Below are 25975 nucleotides of genomic sequence, written 5' to 3' on the forward strand. Positions count from 1 at the left end.
ACAAAAAAAGCCCGGGTACTCCCGGGCTTACTGTTTTCAATTACTTTACCGGATAGTATATATCCGTTTGGATCTCATTGGGTTTTACGGTTGTCGGATCATTGACAAACATAGTGTAAATAGGCCCGTTGATGGTCAATTTGTTTTCGGCAATATAACTGGCAATTGCTCCATGAGCCTCATCATCCCCAACACCGTAATTTCCGAATTTGCTTACCATTACCACATCTCCTTTGGGTAATTTAACGCTCTCCATACCATCGGCAGCGGCCACATCTTTCATTAGGAATAGCCCAACAATAAAGTCAGTCTCTCCCTTTTCTTCATCCCATTTGGTATAGATAGCTCCGGGAACGTATTCTCCTGCTTCTAACCCTTTTTCAGCGGCGTACATTCCTGCTTTAGGCATAGAAGTTTCAAATATGTTCTTCATTCCATCAGAGTCAGCAATTTTTGCCGAGTGCGCATAGCCGATGAATTTCTGTGTATCCATGGGCTTTTTGCTAACCTCGCTATGTGAAGAGGCGTTCATCATTTCAGCATATTCGGCAGCCTGGATCTGGCTAATGCTATCTAACTTTTCAAGGCCTCTCTCATACATAGGTCCCATCATATTCTCGTAGCCTCCGCTAATGGCGCTAAAGAATTTCATAATATAAGGGGTGTTATCTGCCCGCATTCCCCAGGTGACCTCGGTACCTCCTTCAACCGGATTGAATTTCCAGAATGCTGTGGCTTTGCCCATACCACCAAAATCCAGGTCGTCTGACAAGGATTCGTAAGGTACAGCTTCTACCCGGGTGGCCTTACCGTCTCCCTGATCGCTGGTCCAGCTGTAGGAAACGCCGGGTCCTTTGGTCTTTTCGTTGTAGGTTGCAACGATACTGGGATCCTGTTCGTGCCAGGGACCCCAGGTTTCCCATAGTTTGTAATCGTCCACATTGGCATAAACGATCTCTGCGGGAGCTTTTAGTACCCGTGTTCGGCTAAATTCGTACTCGCTTGGTTGGAAATAGGCATAGATCCCTAAGGCTAGCGCTACGATCACCAGAAAGAGCAATACATACTTAAGAATTTTCATAGTTTATTACTTTTAGATTGTGAGTCTGCCTAAGGTACAAATTTTCAGGGCCTGAAGCTAAAATCGGTCTATCTCGACTGTACAAAAATCCTAAATCCGGGCATTCATCTAAACTTTTTCATTTGGGAATACTTATATTTACCACGCTTAAAACTAATCCTTTTGCTTACCCAACTTTCCATAAAGAATTACGCCATCATAGACGATCTCAATGTATCGTTTAAGGACGGCTTTACGGTGATCACCGGAGAGACCGGGGCAGGTAAATCCATTCTTTTGGAAGGACTTTCCATGGTGCTGGGAAAGCGTGCGGATCTCAATTCCTTAAGGGATAAGACGTCTAAATGTATTATTGAAGCCCAGTTCAGTTTAGGAGGCTATGAGCTTCAATCATTTTTCGAATCCAACGATCTGGATTATGATGTACAGACCATCGTACGCAGGGAAATATTGCCCAGCGGCAAATCAAGGGCTTTCATTAATGATACGCCTGTCACCCTGGAAGTGCTTACTGGTTTGGGCGGGAGGCTGATAGATGTGCATTCTCAACATCAGACACTGCTCTTGGCAGAGCACGACTTTCAGCTTAAGATCATAGACGCTATTGCCGGAAATTCAAAGCTGCTAAAGACCTACCGATCTTCGCTTGCGGCCTACAAAAATACCGCTACGGAGCTCGATGCCCTGTTGCAACAACAACAGAATGCGATCAAAGATCAGGACTACAACAGTTTTTTGCTCAATGAATTGGAGAGCACACCACTGAAGGAAGGTATGCAGGAGGAATTAGAGAACCAATACGAGCAATTGAACAATGTAGAGACCATCCTTTCTCAAATGTCTGCCGGCCACCAACTTTTACAGAACGAGAATTCAGGAATTCTGGCTCTGCTCTACGAACTGAAACTGGCTATTGGCAAACTGACTTCATTCGGATCCGCATATTCGGACTTGAACGAAAGGATCCAATCCCTGCACATAGAGGCGGATGACATCGCTTCCGAGATGCAGTCCCTGGAAGAATCCGTAGAGACGGATCCCAACCGTTTGGAAGAGGTTAATGGACTTTTACAATCCCTTTTCGACTTAAAGAAAAAGCACGGGGCAACAACAGTTACCGAGCTATTGGAAATCAGGGATGATCTTAGGGAAAAAGTGGATAGAACGGAACACCTGGACGAAGATATTGAGGTGCAAAAGAGCCTTCTTGCCAAACAGGAAGCGGAACTTCTGAAGCTGGCAGAGGAGTTGAATCTGAAGCGACAGGCTGCCATACCAGAGTTGAGCCGTCAGCTTGAGGAAGATCTGGCGGCACTTGGAATGCCGCATGCCACTTTCAAGATAACGCTGGAAGCTGCATCGGACTACGGAACAACCGGCAGGGACCGCATACTTTTCCTGCTGTCTTCGAACAAGGGTACTGATTACGGTCCCTTAAAGAAAGTGGCTTCCGGAGGGGAACTTTCCCGTATTATGCTGGTAATAAAGGCTGTTTTATCGCAGCACGAAAAACTGCCCACTCTGATGTTCGACGAGATCGATACCGGGGTCTCTGGCGAGATCTCGAACAGAATGGCCGATATCATGCGCAAAATGAGTCAGCATATGCAGGTATTCGCCATTACGCACTTACCCCAGGTGGCCTCCAAAGGGGACCATCACTACAAGGTTTATAAAGAAGACTCTGAACAAATGACCAGGACTGAAATGAAAAGGCTTTCCACAGACGAACGGATCGTTGAACTTGCCGAAATGTTAGGAGGAAAAGAACTTTCTGATTCCGCCCTTGCACATGCGAGACAGCTGTTGAATTGATCAGATCGATCTTCCTTTGAGCCGGGTATACCAGGGGCCTTATTTATATGTTCTTTAGTCTTTTTTAAATATCTTTGGCTCCAAATTAATAAGCAAACCGATATGTCTTACAATTTACTGAAAGGAAAAAAAGGGATCATTTTTGGAGCTTTGGACGAAAACTCCATAGCCTGGAAAACCGCGGAACGCGTACATGAAGAAGGAGGTGTCTTTGTGCTTACCAATGCGCCGATTGCCATGAGGATGGGGCAGATCAATGCCCTGGCGGAAAAGACTGGTTCCCAGGTGATTCCTGCAGACGCTACAAGCGAGGAAGATTTGGCCAATTTGGTAGAAAAGGCCATGGAGATCCTTGGAGGGAAGCTCGATTTCGTGCTGCATTCTATCGGCATGTCGGTGAATGTGCGTAAAGGAAGACACTATACGGATGAGAAATACGATTTCACTTCCAAAGGCTGGGATGTTTCAGCCCTATCTTTTCACAAGGTGATGCAAAGTCTTTACAAGGCGGATGCCATGAACGAGTGGGGCAGTATTGTAGCCCTTACCTATATGGCAGCACAAAGGACCTTTCCGGATTATAACGATATGGCCGATAATAAGGCGTACCTGGAGTCTGTAGCGCGTAGTTTTGGCTATTTCTTTGGTAAAGAAAAAAAGGTCAGGGTGAATACGATCTCACAATCCCCAACACCTACTACAGCAGGGCAGGGGGTAAAGGGCTTTGACGGTTTCATCAGCTATGCGGAAAAAATGTCTCCTTTGGGTAATGCTACGGCCCAGGACTGTGCGGACTATACCGTCTCCCTGTTTTCCGATCTTACGCGCAAGGTGACCATGCAAAACCTGTTTCACGATGGCGGTTTTTCCAAAACCGGCGTAAGCCAGGAAGTGATAGACAAGTTCTCTTAGGTTTGGCATCGTCCCAAGCCTAAGGTAATGGGCAATGGGGAATCACCCGCTGTCCCGTAAAAATTGATCCATGGACAAGGAGCCGGAAAAAGAGCTGTTCTTCTCTTTTGTAATCCCAGTGTACAACCGTCCCGATGAGATTCGGGAACTTTTGGAAAGTCTGGCTTCGCAAAGCTATGGGTCTCCTTTTGAGGTGGTTATCGTAGAAGACGGTTCCAGTATCAGTTCAAAGGAGGTGGTAGATTCATTTCAGAAGCAACTGGACATTGCGTATTTCTTCAAAGAAAATACGGGACCGGGAGATTCCAGAAACTATGGTATGGCTCGCGCTAAAGGAAATTATTTTCTTATCCTGGATTCAGACTGCCTCTTACCGGCTAACTATCTGTCTGAAGTTGCCGATGCGCTCAAAAAAGGTTTTGCGGATTGTTTTGGTGGTCCAGATACCGCACATGCTTCCTTTAGCCCGGTCCAGAAGGCCATCAATTACGCTATGACCTCACTATTAACCACTGGTGGTATACGGGGCGCTGAAGCCTCGTTAGGTAAATTTCAGCCCCGGAGTTTCAATATGGGCATTTCCAAAGAGGCTTTTGCTGCTACAGACGGGTTTGGAAATATCCACCCGGGAGAAGACCCTGATCTTAGTATAAGGCTTTGGAAGGCCGGATTTAAGACCAGTCTGATCCCTACCGCTTTTGTCTATCATAAAAGAAGAATAGACTTTTCTAAGTTTTTTGCCCAGATAAAGAAGTTCGGCAAAGTAAGACCTATTCTTAACCGCTGGCATCCGGATACAGCGAAGATCACTTATTGGTTCCCGACTGTATTTTGCCTGGGCGGGATAGCTGCCCTGCTTTCACTATTTCTGCTTCCGGATCCATGGAAGCTTATTCCGGCTGGCTTCTATGTCCTGTATTTTGTGTTGGTTTTTTTAGATGCAATGTTTAAAAACCGCAGTCTTTCTGTGGCATTTCTGGCCATTTTCGCAGTGCTGATCCAATTCCTTGCTTACGGTTATGGTTTTCTCAAGTCGGTAATCTTGGTTAATTTTAGTGGCAGAAGACCTGAAGAGGTTTTCCCGGAATTGTTTTTCAACACCTAAATCTGTGATTAACGAGATCAAAAACGGCTTGCAAAGAAGAAAAGTAAAGATCTTCCTGATTTTTCTTTTATGCTCTTTTTTGGCCTGGCTGGTCAGCCGGCTCTCCGAAACCTATACCAGCCGGACCACCTTTCATTTGGTTTTTACCAACGTGCCGGATAGCCTTTTGATGGATAAGGCCTCTAAAGACAAGGTTGAAGCGCGCTTAAGAGCGAGCGGATTTCAGTTTCTTGCTTTTAACTTCAATCCCAAACGAATTCAAATAGATCTGTCTGAATTGGATATGGTAGAATCTTCTTATTATGTCCCCCAGGGGAAGTATAGAAGTCAGATCGAAAAACAATTATCAGGCTCTATGAGCATATTGGACGTTGACAGGGATACGCTGTTTTTTGAATTTCTGCCTCTTTTTGAAAAAGAGATACCTGTTGACCTTAATATCGGAATAAACCTTGGGCCGAATTACCTGTTGGAGGGAGAGCTTGAGGTAGACCCGGATACTATCACTGTTAAGGGCCCTAAGGATGAATTGGCAGGAATTGATAGGGTCAGTACTCTGGAAATGGTCCTAACCGATCTTACGGATAGTTTCAGGACCACTGCAGCCTTGTACAAATCGGAAAGTCTTAAACATACGGTGTATTCGGCAAATTCCGTTCAGATATCGGGTAGGGTGTTCCGATTTTCAGAAAAGATCATTGAAGTTCCGGTAGAGGTCATAAATCTTCCTGAAGGAACAGAAATTAAGACTTTCCCAAATGTGGTATCACTTTTGTGCAAGGCCAGGATAGAGAAACTCAAGGAGATAGGCGCCTCTGATTTTAAGGTTGTGGCAGATTATGGCCAAACCAAAGAAACCAGGCAATTCCTTAATGTAGAATTGATCAGTAAACCGGAGAGTGTTCACAGCGCTCAGATCTTACAGACCCAGGTGGAATTTATCTTGAAAAGGGAATGATGATAATAGGGCTTACCGGAGGCATTGGCAGTGGCAAAACCACAGTTAGCAAAATTTTCAGATCCCTGGGTGTGCCTGTTTATGACTCGGACAAGGAGGCAAAAGAACTTATGGTGGCTTCGGAAGAGGTCGTAAAGGCCATAAAAGCCCTGTTTGGCTCCGAGGCCTACAAGGGTAAAAAGTTAAACAAAAACTATATCGCGGAGAGGGTTTTTAACGACAAAGAGCTACTGGGGCAACTCAATGCGATTGTTCATCCGGCGGTCAAAAAGCACTTTTTGTCCTGGGCAAAAAAGCAAAATGCCGCCTATGTAATTCAGGAAGCCGCGATCTTATTCGAAAACGGTTCTTATGTGAACTATGACAAAATGATCCTTGTGACGGCCCCAAAAAAGGAGCGTATCCGGAGGATCATGGCCAGGGACGGAAGTACGGAAGACCAAATTTTAGCCCGTATGAAGAACCAGTGGAGTGACAGAAAAAAACGAGGGTTAGCAGATTTTGTGATCGAGAATAAATCCCTGGAAAAAACGAAATCCGCAGTAGCCAAAATCCACGCTGAACTAGCCAAAACATCAGGCTCAGCCAAATTTTAACATTTTTGTTAAGGTTAGGTTAAACAAAGGATTCACTAGGGGTTAAATTTTTAATTTTACGAAAACAATGAATAAGAGATTATTTGTTCTTCTGGTCATTTTAATGAGCCTTTCTCTTATTGGGATCATCGCAGTTCAGTTGTATTGGATCAAGAGTTCGGTGGAAGACAAAGAGGAACAGTTTTCCAGTGCGGTTTCCGAGATGTTGAGCAAGGTGACCGACAAGATCGAGGATCGGGAGATGAAAGACTATTCCGATGAGTTCTTAAGACTCAAGGATAGCGTGGGAGAATTTAAGAGTTCTCATCTGAGCAATATCTTTTTTATAGATCGCGATCTTAACTCCAATGAAATCATGTTTTATTCACATGGAATTTTAGAGGAGGATTATAATATAGCTTCAACGTTCTTTGACAATGGCAACGGTTCTGATAGCACAACTATAAAGAATTTTACCAGTACCCGTACCAAAACCATATTTAGGGAAGAATACGGGTTGGATGGTAAGAGTTATAAGCTGAATCCTATTCAAAAATTGGAAAAGGTAGGCGGGCTCTCTTCCATAGATAAGGCGGTCTTTGACGATGTATACCGGGAATATGCTGAAAAAGTGGCCATTCACAAGCGCGTATCGCGTCAGGAAATTGAATTGCTGCTCGATCGCGAACTGAACAACCGGGGCATAGATATTGATTATGAATACGGAATTTATAGCCGGGGGCTCCCTACTAAGATCAGATCCAAGCGCTTTAAATTTGCAAAGAGCAATGTTTATAAGTCTCCGATCTTTAAGAACAGTGAAGGTGATAGCAATTTTTCACTATTGCTGACCTTCCCGAAAAAGGAGAAGTTTCTCTTACAGTCTATTCTTGGAATGGCTGTTCTATCATTCCTGTTCACCTTTATTATCGTGGTGGCTTACGCCGGGGCGATCTATCAGTTGATCCGTCAGAAACAGATTTCCGAGATCAAGTCGGACTTCATTAACAATATGACACACGAGTTCAAAACGCCGATCGCGACCATTAATTTGGCGGTCGAGGCGATTCGCAACCCTAAGATCATAAGCGATGAAGATAAAGTACAGCGATACCTTGGGATGATAAGAGAGGAGAACAAACGAATGCATGCGCAGGTGGAGAATGTGCTGAGGATATCCAAACTGGAGAAAAACCAATTGGACATCAGTAAGGACAGGGTTGACGTGCACGACATAATCAAAGACGCCATAAGCCACATGGAGCTGATTGCGCTGGATAGGGGAGGTTATATCCACACCAGCCTTAATGCGGAAAGGTCTGAAGTATTGGCAAATGCAATGCATTTTGAGAATGTCATTGTCAATATGCTGGACAATGCCATCAAATACTCTCCGGAGGCTCCAAGGGTCGATGTGGTTACCGAAGTTGCCAAGAACTATATTATAATTGAAATTAGAGACCAGGGTGCAGGTATGAGTAAAGCAGTAGTAAAGAAGGTCTTTGAAAAGTTTTACAGAGAACACACTGGAGATATACATAACGTAAAAGGCCATGGCTTAGGACTGGCCTATGTAAAGAAAATAGTAGACGATCACCAAGGGGAAGTTTATGCAGAGAGTGAAAAAGGAAAAGGAAGCACTTTCTACGTTAAACTACCTTTAATTTAATTTTTTATGGAAACAGCAGAAAAGAAGATTCTTTTAGTAGAAGATGATCCCAATTTCGGGATTGTCCTAAAAGACTATTTGTCAATGAATGATTTTGACGTTACGTTGGCAAAAAATGGCATGGAGGGATTCGAGAAATTTAAGAAGGATAGTTTTGACGTTTGTATTCTGGATGTGATGATGCCTTATAAAGATGGTTTTACCCTGGCCAAAGAAATACGAGAAAAGAATGAAAATGTCCCAATCGTCTTCCTGACCGCGAAAACAATGAAAGAGGATGTGCTTAAAGGATATAAGGCAGGGGCAGACGACTATCTCAATAAGCCTTTTGATTCTGAGGTACTGCTTATGAAATTGAAAGCGATACTTCAAAGAAAAGCTTCTAATACCCTGGCAGACAGTAAGCAATTCGAATTCAAAATTGGAAATTTCCACCTGAATTCAAAACTTCGATTTTTGAAATATAAGGACGAAGAGGCGATCAAGCTTTCGCCCAAAGAGAATGAATTATTGCGTCTCCTGGCCCTGCATGAGAACGATCTTATGCCCAGGGAATTGGCTTTGACCAAAATTTGGAGAGACGACAATTATTTTACTTCCAGAAGTATGGATGTATATATCGCGAAACTCAGGAAATACCTCAAGAGGGACGATACTGTGGAGATTTTGAATATACACGGTGAAGGTTTCAGGCTGGTTGTCAAGACCGAATCTTAAAACTGACACCAAAAAGAATTACTGAAGGCTTCCTTATGGGAAGCCTTTTTATTTGAACCCGCCCAAAGCTTCTTCAATTGCCAGGACGATCTCTTCTGGAGTCAATTTTATGGGCACATGGATCGCCCTGTCCGGGACTTCCAGTGCATTGAACTGAGATCGTAAAAGGCCTTTAGGCATAAAATGTCCCTTGCGGGCGTTAAGTCGTTCTTCAATTTCCTCGAAGCTACCCTCCAGGTAAATCCAGTGAACCCTGCCTTTCAGGGAATCCATCAGCATATCTCTATAGTGCGCTTTTAGCGCTGAGCAAGCGATTACTGCACCGGAACCGGAGTAGGATTTGGCCAGTTCATTCAATCGCCTCAACCAGCCTACGCGGTCCTCGTCCTTAAGTGGCGTACCTTTAGACATCTTGGCAATATTGGATTCCGGGTGAAAATCATCGCCGTCAAAAAAAGGTATATCCAGGCGCCGGGCAAGGAGTTCACCTACCGTGGACTTTCCGCAACCGGAAACCCCCATAAGGAAGAAAATTGCTTGGTCAGTTGTTTTCATGTGATACTTCAGTACTTCTTTGTTTAATGCGTTTTACAACCTCCTCGATCGGCGTTTCTGGCGTTACCCAGATCGTTTCTTTGTTCTTTCTAAACCAGGTAAGCTGCCTTTTGGCAAACCGTCTGGTGTTCTTTTTAATTTCCGAAACCGCTTCTTCAAGACTGATCGTACCCTCCAAATAATTAAAAAGCTCCTGGTAACCCACAGTCTGTAAGGCGTTCAGCCCTTTGTGTGGTAACAAAGCACGTACCTCCTCCAGCAGTCCCTGTGCCATCATTTGATCCACCCGCCGGTTAATCCTCTCGTAAACCACTTCCCTTTCCGCGTTCAGGCCAACAGAGATCGTGATAAATGGCCTTGGCGGTTTAGCTGTATTCAGGAAGGAAGAGTAAGCTTTTCCGCTGCCAATACAGACCTCCAGGGCCCGTATAAGACGGTGAGGATTTTCCCGGTCTACTTTGGCGTAGTACACGGGATCCATTTTTTCCAGTTGCTGTTGCAGAACGCTAATCCCTTCCTTTCGGTACTTTTCATTGAGATTAGTTCGTATCGCAGGATCTACCTCCGGAAATACGTCCAGGCCTTTGGTGATCGCATCGATATACAAACCACTACCCCCGGCCATTACCAGGAATTCTTTTTCCTGAAACCTGGCTTCTATAAGTTTTATAGCCTCCCTTTCAAAATCTCCGACCGAATAATTTTCAAAGATACTCTTGTGCTGTATGAAGTGGTGGCGGACAGCAGCCAATTCTTCCCGGGATGGTACAGCCGTGCCAATTCGCATTTCTTTGTAGAACTGACGTGAATCCGCAGAGATTATTTCTGTTTCAAACTGCTTTGCCAGGGCTATGGCCAGGCTGGTCTTACCTATGGCCGTAGGGCCTACAACTGAGATCAGAATTTTGGAGGGCATTATTTTTCACTCAGTTTATGCCCGCACTTACGGCAATATTTGGCATCTGCTCTCAAAACTTCGGATCCGCAGTCTGTACATGCTTCTCCATCGGCAAGTTTCGGTGGGGTAACCTGTCCCTTTTTTCGCTGAGCGGAATATTCTGCTGATACGATCCCCGTAGGAACGGCAATAATCCCGTACCCAATGATCATGATCAGGGTTGCGATTACCTGCCCAAAGCCGGTTTCCGGAGAGATATCTCCATATCCTACCGTTGTAAGGGTCACAATGGTCCAGTAAACACTGTGTGGAATACTGTTAAAACCGTGTTCCGGTCCTTCTACCAGATACATGATCGTACCCAGCAATACCGAAATAATGAGGACAAAAAATACGAACACAAAGATCTTAGTCCTGCTGGCTCTTAAGGCACGGAGCAGATTATTTGATTCACCCACAAAACGCACCAGTTTGAGTATCCTAAAGACCCTTAGCAACCTAAGCGCCCTGAAAGCGACGATATACTGAGAACCCACTACCAAATAAGAGAGGTATTTCGGAATGGTGGATAAGAGATCTATAACCCCAAAGAAGCTGAAAATATATTTGGACGGCCTGTTAATACAAATGATACGGAGTATGTATTCTATCGTAAAGAGTATGGTCACAATCCATTCCGATATGTTCAGAAAAGCGTGATACTTCACGTCTATCCTCGGAACGCTTTCAAGCATTACGATGATAATACTATAAACGATCACTACAAGCAATACAATGTCGAAGACCTTGCCAGCCGTGGTATGCGTTCCGTAAATTACCTCGTGAAGTTTTAATCTCCAGCCGCTATGTGGTACTTCTTTTTTCAATCCTTTTTACTCAGGGGAATGATTTTTAGAACCGTCCTTTTTTCCAGGTAGTTCACAATGATGTCAGTGGCTATAGAATTCCCTTCCATGGGAGTAATAATTGATTCTAAGATATGAATATTATTTATTTGATGGTTCAGATCAAAGAATCCGAGTCCTTTAAAGTGCCCCTCTTTTACCAAAATCGCGCTTCTTTCCCCCTCGGTCCTCCCGCGGTCTACGATAAGCAGATCTTCCTCGGGAAGCCGCTGATCAGCGCTTTTGTCAACATGCTGATGATCGTTTAGTGAAGTGCCCGGAACAAAATTGTACTTGGGCCTGTTCCTCAGCAGTTCTTCGTTTTCTTTGAGTAAGGCAACAAGTTCACTTCCGGTGAGTTCATAGGTTACCTTCTTGGTATCTTTTTGAAGTTGTCTTGCCCGGTCACCGCTTTTGATGAAATGCTGATTCACTCTTTTCTTCATATTCCGGCTCTTTCCCAGGAAGATGATGTCACCATCCTTATTATGCATGTAGTACACACCTGTTTCGGAAGGGGTGCTCTCCACAATGTCGAGTTGCCTTGCTGACAATTCACCCAGGGTTTCATCCCGGACAACCTCCCTGATGATACTTTTCTGAATGTCTTTGGATAGCAGTACTTTGAACAACTTCAGTGTGGCTATGGCATCTCCATCGGCGCGATGACGATCGCTTACGGCTATGCCCAGAGAACGCACCAGTTTTCCCAAACTGTGGGATTCTGCTTCCGGAATGAGCTTTTGGGACAGGGATACCGTACAGATGGTCTTTCTTTCATAATTGTACCCCAGTCTCCTGAATTCAGTCCTCAGTATGCGATAATCAAATTGAGCATTATGAGCCACCAGAACCGCATCCTGGGTGATCTCCACTATGCGTTTGGCTACCTCATGGAATTTAGGCGCGGATCTTAGCATTTTCTTGTTAATACCGGTAAGATTAACGACAAAAGGCTGGATCTCTCTTTCCGGGTTTACAAGGCTGACAAATTTATCCACGACGTGGTGGCCGTCAAAGCGGTGGATGGCGATCTCAGTGATCCCTTCTTCGTCGTATTTCCCTCCGGTAGTCTCTATGTCAAGTACGGCGTACATCAATTCTTTGTGTTTGAATAACTCCCTGCAAGCGGCATAAACTATGGGTAGTTCCTGGCACCAAAGATAGCACTTCCTATGCGTACCATATTGCTGCCCTGTTCAATCGCTATTTCGTAATCTCCGCTCATTCCCATAGAGAGTATGCTAAAACCAGGCCTTCTCGTCTTGCAATACTCAAAGAGTGAACTCAAAAACGCGAATTCTTTTCTTACTTGTTCCATATCCGGGGTAAAGGTGGCCATCCCCATAAGCCCGACCAGCTTTACGTGTTCCAATCCGTCCAACTCCAGTATCTCATCCAATTCTTCACGGTTCAATCCGAATTTAGAACTTTCCATGGCAATGTGCATCTGTAGCAGGCAAGGTATTACCCGCTGATACTTTTTACCCTGTTTATCAATTTCCCTAAGCAGTTTCAGGCTATCCACTCCGTGAATGAGGGTTACAAACGGAGCCAGGTATTTTACCTTATTGCGTTGCAAATGGCCAATCATATGCCATTCTATGTCATTGGGTAGCTCCTCCTGTTTCCGGACAAGTTCCTGAACCTTGTTCTCCCCGAAAACCCGCTGGCCCGCGTCATAAGCCTGCATTATCTCCTGATTGGACTTGGTTTTGGATACGGCCACCAGCTCCACATGATCCGGTAGCCTGGATCTTACCATTTTGAGGTTATCACTTATTGTCATAGTCCTTTATCCATTTAAAACGCCTGTTACCAAAGAGGTTTAGCTCTTTTTAGCTGCATTGATCCCCCTTGTAGTTACAGTTCATATATAGCCATTCCGCTTCTTAACTTTGGTTCGATATAGGTGCTTTTGGGCGGCATAACCAGGCCTTCGTCCGCAATTGCCTTGATCTCGTCCACAGTGATTGGCACCAGGCCAAAACCCACGGAAAAATTACCGGCATCTATCTCGTCCTTCATACGTATCACATTGTGTTTGCCAAAACCGTATTGAATGCGCTGATCGTTTCTCAGGTCTTTGATACCCAATATGGGCTCCAGCACTGTTTTAAAGAGGATCTGTGTATCCAGCTCACTCAGGGCGTCCGTGAATTCATAGATCTTCCTTCTTAGAAAAAGGGAATAGAATTCCCCGTCCAGGTACATGCTGAAATGGTGTTTCTTTGTAGGCTTATACAGGGAACTTCCTTTATTGGTAATCCTGAAGTATTCATCCAACTGCATTAGAAAGGCTTCTTTGGAAAGCCCATTCAGATCCTTTACCATCCGATTGAATTCAAAGATCCTGATCTCTGATTCCGGAATGAGGTAACTCATAAAGAAGTTGTAGGGTTCTGTTCCCCGGTGTTCCGGGTTTTTTGCTTGCATCCGCTTTGCCAGCAGGTCTGAGGAGGCACTTCTGTGATGGCCGTCAGCTATATAAAGGTTGGACATATCCTCGAATGCGGCCTCCAGACCCGATACGGTATCCTGCTCGTTGATCAGCCACAATCTGTGGGTAATGCCATCCGGCGTTGTAAATTCATATTCGGGATACTTTTCAGACTCTTTGGCGATGACCGAGGCAATTTGTGGGTTGTCCTCGTAAGTCATAAGCACAGGTTCCGCGTTGAACTTCACGGTTTCCAGGTAATCCGCGAATAGTTCCTCCCGCTTCTTTAGGGTGGCCTCGTGCTTTTTGATCACTCCCTGCCTGTAATCGTCAACACTGGTGGCGCAAAATAGCCCTGACGCCTTCAAACTGCCTTTTTCTACCTGGTAAAGATAAAAGCATCGCATGGCGTCTTTCATCAGTATGTTATCCTCCAAAAACTCCAGGTATCGGTTGTAAACCAGTTTAAAGCGTTTTGGTCCGCTAACTTTCTTGTCGAATTTAAATCCGGGATTGATGATATGTAAAAAAGAAAAGGGATTGAACTGCAGTTTGGCATCTCTTTCCTTTCTGCTGTACTCCTCATAAGACCGGGTCACCACAAAAGGAGCCTTATCTCTGGTGGGCCGTATAGCCCTGAAAGGTTTGACAATCGCCATAGCTTATTCGCTGAATTGAGCCGCTACCTTTTCCGCCTTGGAAGAGCCGGAGTAATCGTAAAAGCCTTCTCCGGTCTTTACCCCCAGTTTTCCGGCAGCTACCATATTGACCAACAGTGGGCAGGGGGCATATTTAGGATCTTTAAATCCATCGAACATAACATTCAAAATAGAGAGGCAAACATCAAGCCCGATGAAATCAGCCAATTGTAACGGACCCATAGGATGAGCCATGCCCAGTTTCATCACAGTATCGATCTCGGCTACACCGGCTACGCCATGGAACAGGGTCTCCATGGCCTCATTGATCATGGGCATTAAAATACGGTTGGCCACAAAACCAGGGTAATCATTTACCTCAGTCGGGGTCTTTCCCAGTTTGCGGGAAAGTTCCATAATTCGATTCGTCACCTCGTCAGAAGTACTGTAACCTCTTATGATCTCCACCAGCTTCATAATAGGTACCGGATTCATAAAGTGCATGCCAATGACCTGTTCAGGACGCGAAGTGGCTGCTGCGATCTGTGTAATGGAAATAGAGGAGGTATTAGTCGCGAGAATACAGTCCTTAGGGCATAAGGTGTCTAAATTGCTGAATATCTGCAATTTGAGCTCAGTGTTTTCAGTAGCGGCTTCAACCACAAGATCTGCCTTCTCAACTCCGGCAGACATATCGGTAAAGGTGCTGAGGTTTTGTAAAGTAGACTCCTTGTCCTGAGCGCTTATGCGCTCTTTGGCCAACATGCGATCCAGATTTTTTTCAATGGTCTGAACGCCTTTTTCCAGGGCCTTCTCAGAAATGTCGACTAAGTTTACCCGGAACCCGCTTTGAGCGAATACATGGGCTATTCCATTACCCATGGTTCCCGCACCTATTACTGCAATTTGCTTCATATATTATTTGTTCTAAGAGTTAGGTTAGTGTCCGATCAGAGGCCTCAGAATGAGCTAATGATCTCTAATGCGACCCTCAGCGCCCTGGTACCATCTTCCAGGCTTACCAGAGGTTCGGTATCTTTTTCTATGGCCTCTGCAAAGGTCTCCAATTCGTCCAGAATAGCATTGTTGAGATTGATCTCAGGATTCTCAAAATAGATCTGCTTGCGCACTCCTTCGGCATTTTGCAAAACCATGTCGAACTCCCCTGGATTTTCAGGAGCGTCTTTCATCTTGACCACTTCTACCTTCTTCTCCAGGAAATCCACCGAAATGTAGGCATCTCGCTGAAAGAACCTGGATTTACGCATATTTTTTAACGAGATCCTGCTTGCTGTAAGATTGGCCACACAGCCATTTTCAAATGCTATCCTGGCGTTGGCAATATCCGGGGAGTTACTGATTACCGAGACTCCGCTTGCACTTATTTGCTTTACCTCAGAAGGCACCACGCTCAGTATGGCATCTATATCGTGTATCATCAGGTCCAGGACAACCGGTACATCCGTGCCCCTTGGGTTAAATTCAGCCAGCCTGTGAGTTTCTATGAACATGGGGTTCTCAATAGCTTCCCTTACCGCCAAAAAAGCTGGATTAAATCGTTCTACATGTCCAACCTGCCCTTTTACCCCGTATTTTTTCTGAAGGGAGAGTAGTGCTTCTGCCTCTTCCAGGGTATTGGTTATAGGTTTTTCAAGGAATACGTGCTTTCCCTTTTCCATGGCCCTTTTGGCACAGTCAAAATGCGAAAGGGTAGGAGTAACCACATCAATTACATCTACAGCGTCTATAAGCGTGTTGATGTTGTCAAAGTAGGTATATCCGAATTCTTTGGAGACCGCTGAACCATTGATGGCATCGGCATCGTAAAAGCCAATTAGCTCATATTTAGCAGATTCATTCAGTAATCGAAGATGTATTTTTCCCAAATGCCCGGCACCTAATACGCCAACTTTTAGCATGCTTTGAATTTTTGCCAAAAATAAACATAGTTTGTGAGTTACAATCACATCGTTATAAAAGATTAACTGCCAATTCCAATCTTGGCCTCCAATCAAATACGGAAAACAATTTCTTGATCAGGACGAGAATTTATACTTCCTTCTTCAGTGAAACTTTCCTAATTTTACGGATAAAACCAAACCTTTGCAAGATACTTTGAAACATAGGGGAATGCGCAATAAGCTGGTTGATACCGTGGCCGGAAAAGGTATCAAGAGTAAAGCTGTGCTGGAAGCGCTCAGGGCGGTACCCCGACACCTTTTTATGGACAGTGGGTTTGAAAGCCATGCCTACCAGGACAAAGCATTTCCTATTGCCGCCGGGCAAACCATTTCACAACCTTTTACAGTAGCTTACCAATCGGAGTTGTTAGACGTTCAAAAGAATGATAAGATCCTGGAAATAGGTACCGGAAGTGGTTACCAGACAGCCGTTCTTCTTGAACTTAAGGCCAGGGTATATACCATTGAAAGACAACTGGAACTATTCAAAAAGGTCAAACTCTTTTTCCAAAAAATGGGATATCGTCCCAAGAAATTGATCTTTGGTGATGGATACAAAGGACTTCCCGAAGAAGCTCCTTTCGACGGGATCATTGTTACCGCCGGAGCCCCTGAAGTACCCAAAGCTCTGCTATCACAGCTCAAGGTTGGCGGGCGCCTTGTGATCCCGGTAGGGCAGGACGAACAGCAAATGACCCTGATTATACGTAAGTCTGATAAAGAATTTGAACGGAAAACCTATGGTGCTTTCCGTTTCGTACCGCTACTGGAAGACAAGAATTAGCGCATTGGGCAGGACTTCCTGATCCCTAGTTGTTGAAGTTCTTTTTGATCCTGTCCAGGTTCCTTTTGTTATCCCTGTCTTTGATCGTTTCACGTTTGTCGTAAAGCTTCTTACCCCGGGCTAGAGCTATCTTCATTTTGGCCAAACCGCGTTCGTTGATGAAGAGGTTCAGAGGAACGATGGTATTGCCTGAGGTCTTTACTTCTTTTCTGAGCTTTCGCAATTCCTGCTTGTTCAGCAATAATTTACGTTCCGCTTTTGGTCTGTGGTTAAAGTGAGAAGCATGGCTATACTCCTCTACGTGCATATTGATCACGAAAAGCTCCCCCGCCTCGTTGAATTCGCAGAAACTTTCGGTGATAGAGGCCTTCCCCAGCCGTATGGACTTGATTTCCGTACCTGAAAGTACCAATCCTGCAATATAAGTGTCCAGTAATTCATACTCAAACCGGGCTTTTTTATTTTTTATGTTGATGTTCTTCTGCATAAAGGCACAAAGGTGCGTATTTTTTTGTTAGTACTTTTGGAAAATATGCCGATTTCAATCGGGATTTGTAAAGAATTGGCCAATTTTACGATTATAAAAGAAACGACAGCAACATGAGATATTACCTGCTATTGGCCGTTTTGGTCACAGCTTTTGGATGCCGCAATGAACCTAAAGAACCTGTCGCACAGGAGATCATAGACAAGGCTATCGAGGTTTCCGGGGGCCCTCTTTATACCAGCAGTAACTTTTCTTTCGAGTTCCGCGATCGCAAATACACCCTGGAAAGGGATAAGGAAAAAATACTAAAGCGGATCACTCTGACAGATTCATCAGAGATCACAGACATCAAAGAACCCAGGCGTTTCAGGCGTTTGATAAACGGAGAAGAGGTTCAGGTGGTAGATTCCATGGCTCGTAAATATGCCAACTCCGTGAATTCTGTCCATTACTTTGCCTACCTTCCCTATGGCCTGAATGACCCGGCTGTAAACAAAAAATACCTGGGCGAGGAAGATCTAAAAGGTCAGAGCTACTACAAAGTGGAAGTCACTTTTGATCAGCAGGGGGGAGGTGACGATTTTGAAGACACCTATATCTATTGGTTCAATAAACAAACGTTCAAACCGGATTATCTGGCTTATGATTATCATACGGATGGTGGCGGCATGCGTTTTAGGGAAGCATTTAACGAGCGCTATGTGGGAGGAATTCGATTTGTGGATTACAACAACTACAAGCCTGAGTCTAAAGACATAGCACTGACAAGCATAGGTAAACTCTTCGAAGAAGACAAACTGGAGTTACTCTCCAAGGTTGAACTGGATAATGTGGTAGTTAATCCGGGCAATTACAATTGAAATTCAGCTTGGTACAACTTGTCTGATTTCCAACAACCTGCACTATAAAAAGGCTGCCGTTATCCCGGTCGTCCATACTGCCAAATCGCTCTTCTCCCAGCATTTTATTGACAAAATCCGGAGTAGTATTGCTGTGCCCGACCACGAGGACGTCTTTGCCAAGATTGTCCGCCTTAAATTGGGCAATATCAACCTCACCCGGACTGTAATACTGTACGGTAATGTCTTGCTTAACAGCCGATGGGGCAGCGGTCATTGAAGTTCTTTCGTAATCGGTGGTATAGATAGCATCCAGGGAAACATCGTTCAGGATCTCCGCCCAGTGCATCGCCCGTCCAAGTCCCTTCTGATTCAATTCAGGGTCAATGTCATCGGAATTGCTTCGGTCCTTTTCCGCGTGACGAATGAAATAGAAGGTTGAAACTTCTTGACTTTCAATGGTTTCCGAAGCCTTGTTTTCATCCTTACAAGCTATAAGAGTTATTAAAAAAAAAGCGAAGATTAGCAGATGATTAGTTTTCATAATTGATTGGATTGCATAAATTTGTCAGCTTGCTATTATTTAACTGATATTCAGTAAAAATAGTATTTAAAACCCAATGTTTTTACATTGCCATGACCAAACGTCAACTTGCACTTTTTGCGTTATTTATCGGTCTATTCGTCAGGTCTCAGGAGGTAGAGTTACCTCCGGATTTCAGGCAACTCAACCTTGTGGAATTTAACTCCAGCCTGTTGAATCCGGTATTTTCTCTGGATCGAAACAGTCCGGAGTCGGTGGCCCTGTGGACCCGATGGCAATGGCAAACCGTTGATGGAGATCCCACAACCCTCTTTTTGAATTACACACGGCAGCTCAATGCGGTTTCCAGTGTGGGAGCAGGTTTTTTACAGCACAATACCGGCGTCTTTTTGCTTACAGGAGGAGCCCTCAATTACGCTCGTAGTTTTGACCTTCCTTCCGACATGAAGATCGTACTGGGTCTGAATGTTCTGGGATATCAGCGGGAACTCGCGGCGGATCCCTTCGACCCGAATATCCAGGTGCTTCCGGGACTGGCAGAAAGCAATGATTTTATTCTTCAGGCTGCTCCGGGGGTGCAGTTCCAATATCAGCGATTCCGGATCGGCTTTGTAGGTGAAAACCTTTTGGAATACAATTTCAACAACAGTAGAACTGAATCTTCCTCAGATGAAAAGGTGTATGTGGGTTTGATGAGCTACAATTTTCCAGTTACCATCTTTGGATCTACGGATGAGTCTTTTATCCAGCCTACGGTATATCTGAAATCCCTTCCCGGTCTTGATGATCAATTCGGGTTCACGGCCCTTTTCTCGACACCTAAATTCTGGGCCCAAACGGGATACAACAACTTTTATGGGATTTCCGCCGGGGCAGGCGGACGCTTCTTTAAGAACTGGTCCATTGGAGCTTTGATGGAGTTTGGTACCAGCAGTGATCTGGAAGGGCAGGATCCTACATTTGAGTTCGTAACAGCTTATACTTTCGGACCAAAGGCCATCGAAAGAAGGCTGGTGGAAAATGATGAGGAAACCGAAGAAGAACTTGCCGCGGAAACTGAAGATGAGCAAGAGAAACAAGAGCAGGAGCTGGCCAAAGCAGAAGCCCTGGCCCAGGAGGCAGCTCAGAAAAGACAGGATTCCATAAACCAGGTTAGGGAAGCAGAGGCCCTGGCTGAGACGCAACGTTTGCAACAACAAAGAACCGATTCCATTGCAAGGTCCGAAAGGGAATCCGCGCTGGAGGCGGAGCGACTAAAACAACAGCAAACCTTAGATTCCATTGAAAATGCAAGAAGGCATGAGGCCCTTGCTGCGGCACAAAGAGAACGAGAAGAACGCCGGCAGGATTCAATAAATGCTGTGCGCAGGCAGGAAGCCCTGGCTGCGGCCCGGAAAGAACGAGAAGATCGCAGGAGAGATTCAATAGCCGCCGTTCGTGAGCAGGAAGCCATAGTAGCGGCCCGGAAGAAACGTCAAGATCGAAGGAGAGACTCCATAGCCGCTGTTCGCGAGCAGGAAGCCATAGCCTCAGCCCGTAAAGAACGGGAAGACCGTAGAAGAGATTCAATAGCCGCGGTTCGACAACAGGAAGCGCTGGCGGAGGCCAGAAGGGTGCAGGAACAAAAAAGACAGGACTCTATCCAGGCTGCAAAACTGGCAGAAGCAGAAAAAGAGGAGGTAAAACCAAAAGCCGGTGAAAAATACGAAGAGGTGGCAAACGCTGATGGCCTGCAACCAGGGTATTACCTGATAGCCAATGTCTTCGGAACCAAAAAATACTTTGAACGCTTTATGAAGACCCTTTCCGATCAGGGACTTGAGCCCAAGTCGTTCTACAGAAGTCTCAATAAATACAATTACGTTTACTTAAGGCGTTACAACACCATCGGAGAGGCAAGAAGGGCCAGGGACAGCAAATTTGGCGGAAGATATCCGGACAAGACCTGGATCTTCAGGGTAGTGGGCGACTAAAGGCCTATTTCTGTATTTCCTTACTGATCAGCAAATTCAAATAGGTAACAGTATTAAGCAGGTACTTACGGTCGTCGGTAATGGTCGCCATTGAAACAGCCCCCTGTAGCATTGTGTAAAGCTGTTTTGCAAATTGAAGTGGTGTAACCGGTAATCTAAGTTCTCCTTTGTTGATACCATCTTCCAGAACCAGGGCTATCTTCCCTTCAATATCTTTTACGGTTTCACGTACGGCAGCCGCCAGCAGCGGATTGTTATACTTACCATCTACCCCTACATTCAGGACAGGGCAGCCTCCCATCTCCTGGACAAATTCGTCATAGTTGCGATAAAAATCCGTCAGGGAATACAATTTCTGAAGTGCGTTTCCCTCATTGTCAAGCTGCTCTTCAATAGCCAGAAGCAATCGCTTGCTGTTGAATTCAAAAGCAGCCAGGGCCAATGCCTCCTTATTCTCAAAATTGCCGTAAAGAGCCCCTTTGGTAAGTCCGGTAGCTTCCGTGAGATCACTCATACTGGTGCCAACGTAACCGTGCTTGTTAAAAATCGGTGCAACGGTTTCGATGATATAAGCGGTGGTTCTCTCGGCTTTGGTGGACATAGAAGTGCTATTTTTTACGAATATAAAAAAACTAAGTGCTGCATAGAATAGGTTTTATAAAAAAAGCATGTCCAGAGGACTATACCCCGGACATGCTTTTAATAGTCATGAATAATTTTGCTTATCCTACGAGCTCAGACTGATTTCTAAAGACCAGTTCATCATCAAATGAATCGATCAAAACAATACTGTCTGCCGTGATACGGCCGCTTAATAGTTCCTTGGACAGTTTGTTCAACACCTCTTTCTGTATTACCCGCTTAATAGGCCTTGCCCCGTATTGAGGGTCAAATCCTTTTTTGGCAAGATAGCTCACGGCTTCGTCTGTGGCATCTATAGTGATATGCTGCTTGGCCACCATCTTCTTGAGCTGTTCCAGTTGCAGGCCGACGATCTTGGTGATGTTCTCCTGGCTGAGCGGAGTAAACATGATGATATCGTCTATCCTGTTCAGGAATTCCGGACGTATGGTCTTGCGCAACAGGCCGAGCACTTCCACCCGGGCTGCTTCTGTAGCGCTGTGAATATCATTGCTGTCCTCGAACTTTTCCTGAATGATATGGCTGCCCATATTACTGGTCATGATAATGATGGTGTTCTTAAAATCTGCCACCCTTCCCTTATTGTCCGTTAGCCTGCCTTCATCCAGTACCTGAAGCAGCACATTGAAAGTATCCGGATGCGCCTTTTCAATTTCGTCCAGCAGTACTACGGAATAGGGCTTTCTTCGGACGGCTTCGGTTAACTGTCCTCCTTCGTCGTAGCCGACATATCCGGGAGGGGCTCCCACCAGCCTGCTGACTGAATGCCTTTCCTGGTATTCGCTCATATCAATTCGGGTAATGGCGTTGTCATCGTCAAAGAGGAAGGCTGCTAGCGTTTTGGCCAACTCTGTTTTTCCCACTCCTGTTGTACCCAGGAACATAAAGGAACCTATAGGGCGTTTGGCATCCTGTAAACCTGCCCTGCTGCGCCTTATGGCATCAGAAACGGCCTCAATGGCTTCTTCCTGGCCTACTACCCGTTTGTGCAGTACTTCTTCTAACTGAAGTAGCTTTTCGCGCTCGCTTTGCAGCATTTTGGTAACAGGGATACCGGTCCATTTAGCGACAACCTCTGCGATATCCTCATTGGTAACCTCTTCTTTGATGAGGGTGCCGGCTTCCTGCTGCTTCAACAGTTCTTTCTGAAGCTTATCCAGGCTTTCCTGGGCTTCCTTGATCTTGCCGTACCTCAACTCGGCCACCTTTCCATAATCTCCGCTGCGTTCAGCTCTCTCGGCTTCCAACTTGTAATTCTCAATGTCCAGTTTCGTTTTCTGGATATTGTCCACAACGGTTTTTTCACTTTCCCATTTGGCAAAGATCTCGTTTCGCTCTTCTTTAATATTCGCCAGATCAACGTTCAATAGTTTTAGCTTAGCCTTGTCATCCTCCCGTTTAATGGCCTCAATTTCGATCTCAAGCTGCATGATCTTCCTGTCCAGAGCATCGAGTTCCTCTGGTTTGGAGTTGATCTCCATCCTCAGTTTAGAGGCGGCCTCGTCCATAAGGTCAATGGCCTTGTCCGGAAGGAAGCGGTTTGTAATGTACCTTTGAGAAAGCTCTACCGCCGCGATTACAGCTTCATCCTTGATACGCACTTTATGATGTGCTTCGTATTTTTCCTTTAATCCCCTTAGAATGGAGATTGCGCTCTCTGTATCGGGCTCATCCACCACAACTTTTTGGAAACGCCTTTCCAGGGCTTTGTCCTTTTCAAAATACTTTTGATACTCATCCAGGGTAGTTGCTCCAATAGCCCTTAGTTCACCTCTGGCCAGGGCGGGTTTCAATATATTAGCGGCATCCATGGCCCCCTGGCCACCGCCGGCACCTACAAGGGTGTGAATTTCATCAATAAAAAGAACAATGCTACCATCTGCCGAAGTAACTTCCTTGATCACAGCTTTTAAACGCTCTTCAAATTCTCCTTTGTATTTCGCTCCGGCAATAAGCGCACCCATATCCAGGGAATAAATGACCTTATCCTTTAGGTTCTCAGGGACATCACCCTGAATGATCCGGTGTGCCAGGCCTTCGGCTATGGCAGTTTTACCGGTCCCCGGCTCCCCGACCAACATGGGGTTGTTCTTGGTACGCCTGGATAGTATTTGAAGCATTCTCCTGATCTCTTCGTCCCGTCCTATCACAGGGTCCAGTTTCCCGCTATCCGCTAATTCATTGAGGTTCCTGGCGTATTTGTTCAGTGAATTATAGGTCTCCTCCGCGCTCTGAGAGGTAACTTTACCGCCTTTGCGTAGCTCCTCTATGGCCGATTTCAGATCCTTTTCATTCACACCCTGATCTTTGAGAATTTGGCCAATTTTACTTTTGGATTTGAATACCGCGTATAACAAATGCTCAATGGCAACGTACTCGTCCTCCATCTTCTTGGCGATCACACTGGCTTCGTTCAGGGTTTTACCGGCTTCCCCGGACAGCATTAATTGCCCTCCGGAAACTTTTGGGAAGCTTTCCAGTTCTTTTTCCAGGATCTGAGACACCAGATTGCTGTTGACATTGAGCTTCTTCAGAATAAAGGGCAGTACATTTTCATCTACTTCTGATATCGCCTTGTAGAGATGCTCATTCTCAATCTGCTGGTGCTCCATACTCTGGGCAATTATCTGCGCCTGCTGTATGGCCTCCTGCGATTTTATGGTGAAATTATTTATATTCATATCAAATGCTTTTTCAGTTTACCGTACTTTTGATTGGTAATCAGCAAGAATCCTACCAACGGAATCAGCCAGACAAAATGTCGGAAAAATCATCAAAAATAGAGACATTTCGGCAGTTGTAAGTATTTTGAAAGCTTGCGACTATTAACTCATAATTTAAATACTTATATGGGTTTATTGGATAGTTTATTCGGAAAAAAGAATGGGGTGCTTCAGGAGCAAAGGAAGGCGCTTCCCTGGGTTGCACTTACTTCAACTGCTCAGTTAGAAGATATTGTGGAACGGTCTGAACAAAGGCCGCAAGTGATCTTTAAGCACTCAACCACCTGCGGAATAAGCAGAATGGTGCTACAGATGTTCACTAATGATTATGACCTTTCCGAGAACTCGGTTGATCTGTACTATCTGGACCTTCATCAATACCGCGAAGTCTCAAACCAAACAGCAATGCAGTTTGGTGTAATGCATCAATCTCCACAGCTTATTGTAATCAAGAATGGCGATGTTGTCGTCCACGAATCACATGGAGCGATTACGGACATAGACCTTTCAGACTACCTATAAAAAACCCCGACGGTTCTGTCAGGGTCTTTATTATTAATTGAAGTTCTTAGTTGAACTTATGTCGTATTATGATGTCTTTCAGCCGGGCTTTCAGATCCTCACCCGCATCGTAAACCATTTGTTCATTGCTGGGGAAGGGTACTGCCCTCAGCGTTAACAGGTTTACCAGGTTGCTTTCCAATGCCCTTTTGTCTCCGTCGTAATTCGCGTACACGTGCTCAAAGACAAACTCACTGGAAATAGGATAGGAGTTTACAGCCTGCTTGGTCTGTAGATCAATGTATCTCACATTACCGGTTACCTGTGCGGCTTTGTGTTGGGTAAACTGATAGAAGTTACACCTTACCGTCTTCAACCGGTCTACTTTGATCTCATTTCCTAAACTATCTTTCACAAGATTACCATTTGCATCCTCAAGATAGGTATAACCATCCTTGATCTGTTTCTCCTTGATGATCTGTTGTTCGCTTATCTGCTCCGGTGAAATTAGAATATCCCTGAATGCAACCTGCATTTCATAGTCGTATTTCACGTTTTTGAGTGGATTCGCATGATATTGGGTCCAAAGATCGTTCAGTCCAAAGGTGTTGAAGTTCAGTAACTCATCTTCCAAACGCTCAGGAATGATCTGCTCCGTGTCATTGATAACATGTACCCTTACATAGTCAAGGCCTTTCTCATAAGCCTCTTCCATCTTTAGCTTAGTGTCAGAATAACCGGGATTGATCTCATCCAGGTACTTAAAATCATCATATGCTCTGCGGTAATCCTGCTTGTAGGTCGCATTGGTCAACAGATCATTGGCGTTGGCATAGAGGTAATCCGAAAGCTCTGTTTTAGCAGCAAGTATATCATTGTCGTAGTTCCTGAAGTCGAAATACGCGTCCCTACCTTCATCGTAGATCCTTAAAGGCAGCAAAGGCCTGATACGTTGCTGAATGGATTTCAAATGGCTGTAACCTTTGAAGATCGCTTCAAGGTTGGCGGGATTTCCTTCCTTTTGGAGAAATGCTATATGCTGTAACTCCCGTTCCGCGTTTTTTTGAAAGGCTTCTTCCAGCAACAAAATATAGCGCTGGTGTCCCTTTTTTGTTTTGTTTTCCGACAGGTTTTTTAGGGCCTTAGAGATTGCCTGGTTGTAGTTCCCTGTATTAATGGCCTCCTGGGTTCTTTTAACCCCTCCACAGGAGATCAAAAAAACCATAACTGTACAAATAAGTAATGCTTTTTTCATGGCTATTCAATTTATGATT

The 25975-nt window shown here is 45.0% G+C and carries 25 protein-coding genes; 11 read left to right on the forward strand and 14 right to left on the reverse strand.

All coding sequences use genetic code 11. The features are described 5' to 3' along the window. Positions 1-40 precede the first annotated feature (40 nt). The gene (locus tag GTQ38_RS15305; protein WP_161436432.1) at positions 41-1081 is read right to left on the reverse strand and encodes a GyrI-like domain-containing protein; all 1041 of its coding nucleotides are present in this window, start codon (positions 1079-1081) and stop codon (positions 41-43) included. A gap of 162 nt (positions 1082-1243) precedes the next feature. Between GTQ38_RS15305 and recN the strand changes: the two genes are divergently transcribed. The 7 genes from recN to GTQ38_RS15340 all read left to right on the forward strand — a co-directional run bounded on the left by recN (position 1244) and on the right by GTQ38_RS15340 (position 8832). Beyond that, positions 1244-2896 (forward strand): DNA repair protein RecN, encoded by a 1653-nt coding sequence (recN, locus tag GTQ38_RS15310; RefSeq protein ID WP_161436433.1) that lies wholly within the window; start codon positions 1244-1246, stop codon positions 2894-2896. 102 nt (positions 2897-2998) lie between these two features. Beyond that, complete coding sequence (locus GTQ38_RS15315) at positions 2999-3808, forward strand: enoyl-ACP reductase FabI (RefSeq protein WP_161436434.1); 810 nt, start codon at positions 2999-3001, stop codon at positions 3806-3808. A gap of 70 nt (positions 3809-3878) precedes the next feature. Further along, positions 3879-4913 (forward strand): glycosyltransferase, encoded by a 1035-nt coding sequence (locus tag GTQ38_RS15320; protein ID WP_161436435.1) that lies wholly within the window; start codon positions 3879-3881, stop codon positions 4911-4913. A gap of 4 nt (positions 4914-4917) precedes the next feature. Continuing rightward, complete coding sequence (locus GTQ38_RS21195) at positions 4918-5871, forward strand: CdaR family protein (protein ID WP_161436436.1); 954 nt, start codon at positions 4918-4920, stop codon at positions 5869-5871. Further along, on the forward strand, positions 5868-6467 hold the full coding sequence (gene coaE / locus GTQ38_RS15330) for a dephospho-CoA kinase (RefSeq protein ID WP_161436437.1): 600 nt from the start codon (positions 5868-5870) through the stop codon (positions 6465-6467). The genes GTQ38_RS21195 and coaE overlap by 4 nt, the downstream gene beginning before the upstream one ends. Before the next feature lie 67 nt (positions 6468-6534). Continuing rightward, positions 6535-8115, forward strand: a complete 1581-nt coding sequence (locus tag GTQ38_RS15335) for a sensor histidine kinase (protein ID WP_238857970.1) — start codon at positions 6535-6537, stop codon at positions 8113-8115. A gap of 6 nt (positions 8116-8121) precedes the next feature. Further along, on the forward strand, positions 8122-8832 hold the full coding sequence (locus tag GTQ38_RS15340; protein ID WP_161436438.1) for a response regulator transcription factor: 711 nt from the start codon (positions 8122-8124) through the stop codon (positions 8830-8832). A gap of 48 nt (positions 8833-8880) precedes the next feature. Here the strand turns inward: GTQ38_RS15340 and GTQ38_RS15345 are convergent, their stop codons facing one another. From GTQ38_RS15345 to GTQ38_RS15380, 8 genes are all read right to left on the reverse strand, one after another. Beyond that, on the reverse strand, positions 8881-9387 hold the full coding sequence (locus GTQ38_RS15345) for a gluconokinase (RefSeq protein ID WP_161436439.1): 507 nt from the start codon (positions 9385-9387) through the stop codon (positions 8881-8883). Further along, positions 9374-10303 carry a tRNA (adenosine(37)-N6)-dimethylallyltransferase MiaA gene (miaA, locus tag GTQ38_RS15350; protein ID WP_161436440.1) on the reverse strand — a complete coding sequence of 310 codons (930 nt, stop codon included), beginning with the start codon at positions 10301-10303 and terminating at the stop codon, positions 9374-9376. The genes GTQ38_RS15345 and miaA overlap by 14 nt, the downstream gene beginning before the upstream one ends. Continuing rightward, positions 10303-11151: an ion transporter gene (locus GTQ38_RS15355; protein WP_161436441.1), complete on the reverse strand. Its 849-nt coding sequence runs from the start codon at positions 11149-11151 to the stop codon at positions 10303-10305. Before GTQ38_RS15355 ends, miaA begins: the two co-directional genes overlap by 1 nt. Further along, positions 11148-12266 (reverse strand): exonuclease domain-containing protein, encoded by a 1119-nt coding sequence (locus tag GTQ38_RS15360; RefSeq protein WP_161436442.1) that lies wholly within the window; start codon positions 12264-12266, stop codon positions 11148-11150. The genes GTQ38_RS15355 and GTQ38_RS15360 overlap by 4 nt, the downstream gene beginning before the upstream one ends. A gap of 41 nt (positions 12267-12307) precedes the next feature. Next, entirely contained in the window at positions 12308-12958 is a 651-nt protein-coding gene (locus GTQ38_RS15365) for a YggS family pyridoxal phosphate-dependent enzyme (RefSeq protein WP_161436443.1), read from the reverse strand. A gap of 74 nt (positions 12959-13032) precedes the next feature. Then, positions 13033-14268 carry a DUF1015 domain-containing protein gene (locus GTQ38_RS15370; protein WP_161436444.1) on the reverse strand — a complete coding sequence of 412 codons (1236 nt, stop codon included), beginning with the start codon at positions 14266-14268 and terminating at the stop codon, positions 13033-13035. Between the two features lie 3 nt (positions 14269-14271). Further along, positions 14272-15162 carry a 3-hydroxyacyl-CoA dehydrogenase family protein gene (locus GTQ38_RS15375; protein WP_161436445.1) on the reverse strand — a complete coding sequence of 297 codons (891 nt, stop codon included), beginning with the start codon at positions 15160-15162 and terminating at the stop codon, positions 14272-14274. A 44-nt stretch (positions 15163-15206) separates the two neighbouring features. Then, a complete protein-coding gene (locus GTQ38_RS15380; RefSeq protein ID WP_161436446.1) occupies positions 15207-16166 on the reverse strand; it encodes a Gfo/Idh/MocA family protein in 960 nt (319 codons plus the stop codon). 184 nt (positions 16167-16350) lie between these two features. Here GTQ38_RS15380 and GTQ38_RS15385 point away from each other — a divergent pair, with 184 nt between their 5' ends. Continuing rightward, complete coding sequence (locus GTQ38_RS15385) at positions 16351-16992, forward strand: protein-L-isoaspartate(D-aspartate) O-methyltransferase (RefSeq protein ID WP_161436447.1); 642 nt, start codon at positions 16351-16353, stop codon at positions 16990-16992. A 25-nt stretch (positions 16993-17017) separates the two neighbouring features. Here GTQ38_RS15385 and smpB read toward each other — a convergent pair whose 3' ends face one another. After that, the gene (gene smpB / locus GTQ38_RS15390) at positions 17018-17479 is read right to left on the reverse strand and encodes an SsrA-binding protein SmpB (RefSeq protein ID WP_161436448.1); all 462 of its coding nucleotides are present in this window, start codon (positions 17477-17479) and stop codon (positions 17018-17020) included. Positions 17480-17592: 113 nt separating this feature from the next. Here smpB and GTQ38_RS15395 point away from each other — a divergent pair, with 113 nt between their 5' ends. Next, on the forward strand, positions 17593-18339 hold the full coding sequence (locus GTQ38_RS15395) for a DUF6503 family protein (RefSeq protein WP_161436449.1): 747 nt from the start codon (positions 17593-17595) through the stop codon (positions 18337-18339). Here the strand turns inward: GTQ38_RS15395 and GTQ38_RS15400 are convergent. After that, on the reverse strand, positions 18317-18862 hold the full coding sequence (locus GTQ38_RS15400; RefSeq protein WP_161436450.1) for a SixA phosphatase family protein: 546 nt from the start codon (positions 18860-18862) through the stop codon (positions 18317-18319). The two genes, GTQ38_RS15395 and GTQ38_RS15400, sit on opposite strands and share 23 nt — an antisense overlap. A gap of 92 nt (positions 18863-18954) precedes the next feature. On the opposite strand from GTQ38_RS15400, the gene GTQ38_RS15405 reads away from it, so the two are divergent. Beyond that, entirely contained in the window at positions 18955-20835 is a 1881-nt protein-coding gene (locus tag GTQ38_RS15405) for a PorP/SprF family type IX secretion system membrane protein (protein ID WP_161436451.1), read from the forward strand. Positions 20836-20839: 4 nt separating this feature from the next. Here the strand turns inward: GTQ38_RS15405 and GTQ38_RS15410 are convergent, their stop codons facing one another. Together GTQ38_RS15410 and clpB are read right to left on the reverse strand one after the other, a co-directional pair. Next, positions 20840-21436, reverse strand: coding sequence for a TetR/AcrR family transcriptional regulator (locus GTQ38_RS15410; protein WP_161436452.1), 597 nt, complete (start codon positions 21434-21436; stop codon positions 20840-20842). A 121-nt stretch (positions 21437-21557) separates the two neighbouring features. Then, positions 21558-24158 carry an ATP-dependent chaperone ClpB gene (clpB, locus tag GTQ38_RS15415; RefSeq protein ID WP_161436453.1) on the reverse strand — a complete coding sequence of 867 codons (2601 nt, stop codon included), beginning with the start codon at positions 24156-24158 and terminating at the stop codon, positions 21558-21560. A 168-nt stretch (positions 24159-24326) separates the two neighbouring features. On the opposite strand from clpB, the gene ytxJ reads away from it, so the two are divergent. Further along, positions 24327-24722: a bacillithiol system redox-active protein YtxJ gene (ytxJ, locus tag GTQ38_RS15420; protein ID WP_161436454.1), complete on the forward strand. Its 396-nt coding sequence runs from the start codon at positions 24327-24329 to the stop codon at positions 24720-24722. 46 nt (positions 24723-24768) lie between these two features. Here ytxJ and GTQ38_RS15425 read toward each other — a convergent pair whose 3' ends face one another. Continuing rightward, positions 24769-25956, reverse strand: coding sequence for a hypothetical protein (locus GTQ38_RS15425; RefSeq protein ID WP_161436455.1), 1188 nt, complete (start codon positions 25954-25956; stop codon positions 24769-24771). Between the last annotated feature and the right edge of the window lie 19 nt (positions 25957-25975).

This window comes from Poritiphilus flavus (genome assembly GCF_009901585.1).
Lineage (GTDB): Bacteria > Bacteroidota > Bacteroidia > Flavobacteriales > Flavobacteriaceae > Poritiphilus > Poritiphilus flavus.

Bases quoted from the DNA above. Each gene is read 5' to 3' on its own strand.
- GTQ38_RS15345 (WP_161436439.1), bottom strand. From the start codon at position 9,387: ATGAAAACAACTGACCAAGCAATTTTCTTCCTTATGGGGGTTTCCGGT.
- coaE (WP_161436437.1), top strand. From the start codon at position 5,868: ATGATGATAATAGGGCTTACCGGAGGCATTGGCAGTGGCAAAACCACA.
- GTQ38_RS15410 (WP_161436452.1), bottom strand. From the start codon at position 21,436: ATGTCCACCAAAGCCGAGAGAACCACCGCTTATATCATCGAAACCGTT.
- smpB (WP_161436448.1), bottom strand. From the start codon at position 17,479: ATGCAGAAGAACATCAACATAAAAAATAAAAAAGCCCGGTTTGAGTAT.
- GTQ38_RS15400 (WP_161436450.1), bottom strand. From the start codon at position 18,862: ATGAAAACTAATCATCTGCTAATCTTCGCTTTTTTTTTAATAACTCTT.
- GTQ38_RS15380 (WP_161436446.1), bottom strand. From the start codon at position 16,166: ATGCTAAAAGTTGGCGTATTAGGTGCCGGGCATTTGGGAAAAATACAT.
- clpB (WP_161436453.1), bottom strand. From the start codon at position 24,158: ATGAATATAAATAATTTCACCATAAAATCGCAGGAGGCCATACAGCAG.
- GTQ38_RS15305 (WP_161436432.1), bottom strand. From the start codon at position 1,081: ATGAAAATTCTTAAGTATGTATTGCTCTTTCTGGTGATCGTAGCGCTA.
- GTQ38_RS15395 (WP_161436449.1), top strand. From the start codon at position 17,593: ATGAGATATTACCTGCTATTGGCCGTTTTGGTCACAGCTTTTGGATGC.
- GTQ38_RS15320 (WP_161436435.1), top strand. From the start codon at position 3,879: ATGGACAAGGAGCCGGAAAAAGAGCTGTTCTTCTCTTTTGTAATCCCA.
- GTQ38_RS15425 (WP_161436455.1), bottom strand. From the start codon at position 25,956: ATGAAAAAAGCATTACTTATTTGTACAGTTATGGTTTTTTTGATCTCC.
- GTQ38_RS15370 (WP_161436444.1), bottom strand. From the start codon at position 14,268: ATGGCGATTGTCAAACCTTTCAGGGCTATACGGCCCACCAGAGATAAG.
- GTQ38_RS15375 (WP_161436445.1), bottom strand. From the start codon at position 15,162: ATGAAGCAAATTGCAGTAATAGGTGCGGGAACCATGGGTAATGGAATA.
- miaA (WP_161436440.1), bottom strand. From the start codon at position 10,303: ATGCCCTCCAAAATTCTGATCTCAGTTGTAGGCCCTACGGCCATAGGT.
- GTQ38_RS15315 (WP_161436434.1), top strand. From the start codon at position 2,999: ATGTCTTACAATTTACTGAAAGGAAAAAAAGGGATCATTTTTGGAGCT.
- GTQ38_RS15360 (WP_161436442.1), bottom strand. From the start codon at position 12,266: ATGTACGCCGTACTTGACATAGAGACTACCGGAGGGAAATACGACGAA.
- GTQ38_RS15335 (WP_238857970.1), top strand. From the start codon at position 6,535: ATGAATAAGAGATTATTTGTTCTTCTGGTCATTTTAATGAGCCTTTCT.
- GTQ38_RS15405 (WP_161436451.1), top strand. From the start codon at position 18,955: ATGACCAAACGTCAACTTGCACTTTTTGCGTTATTTATCGGTCTATTC.
- ytxJ (WP_161436454.1), top strand. From the start codon at position 24,327: ATGGGTTTATTGGATAGTTTATTCGGAAAAAAGAATGGGGTGCTTCAG.
- GTQ38_RS15340 (WP_161436438.1), top strand. From the start codon at position 8,122: ATGGAAACAGCAGAAAAGAAGATTCTTTTAGTAGAAGATGATCCCAAT.
- GTQ38_RS15365 (WP_161436443.1), bottom strand. From the start codon at position 12,958: ATGACAATAAGTGATAACCTCAAAATGGTAAGATCCAGGCTACCGGAT.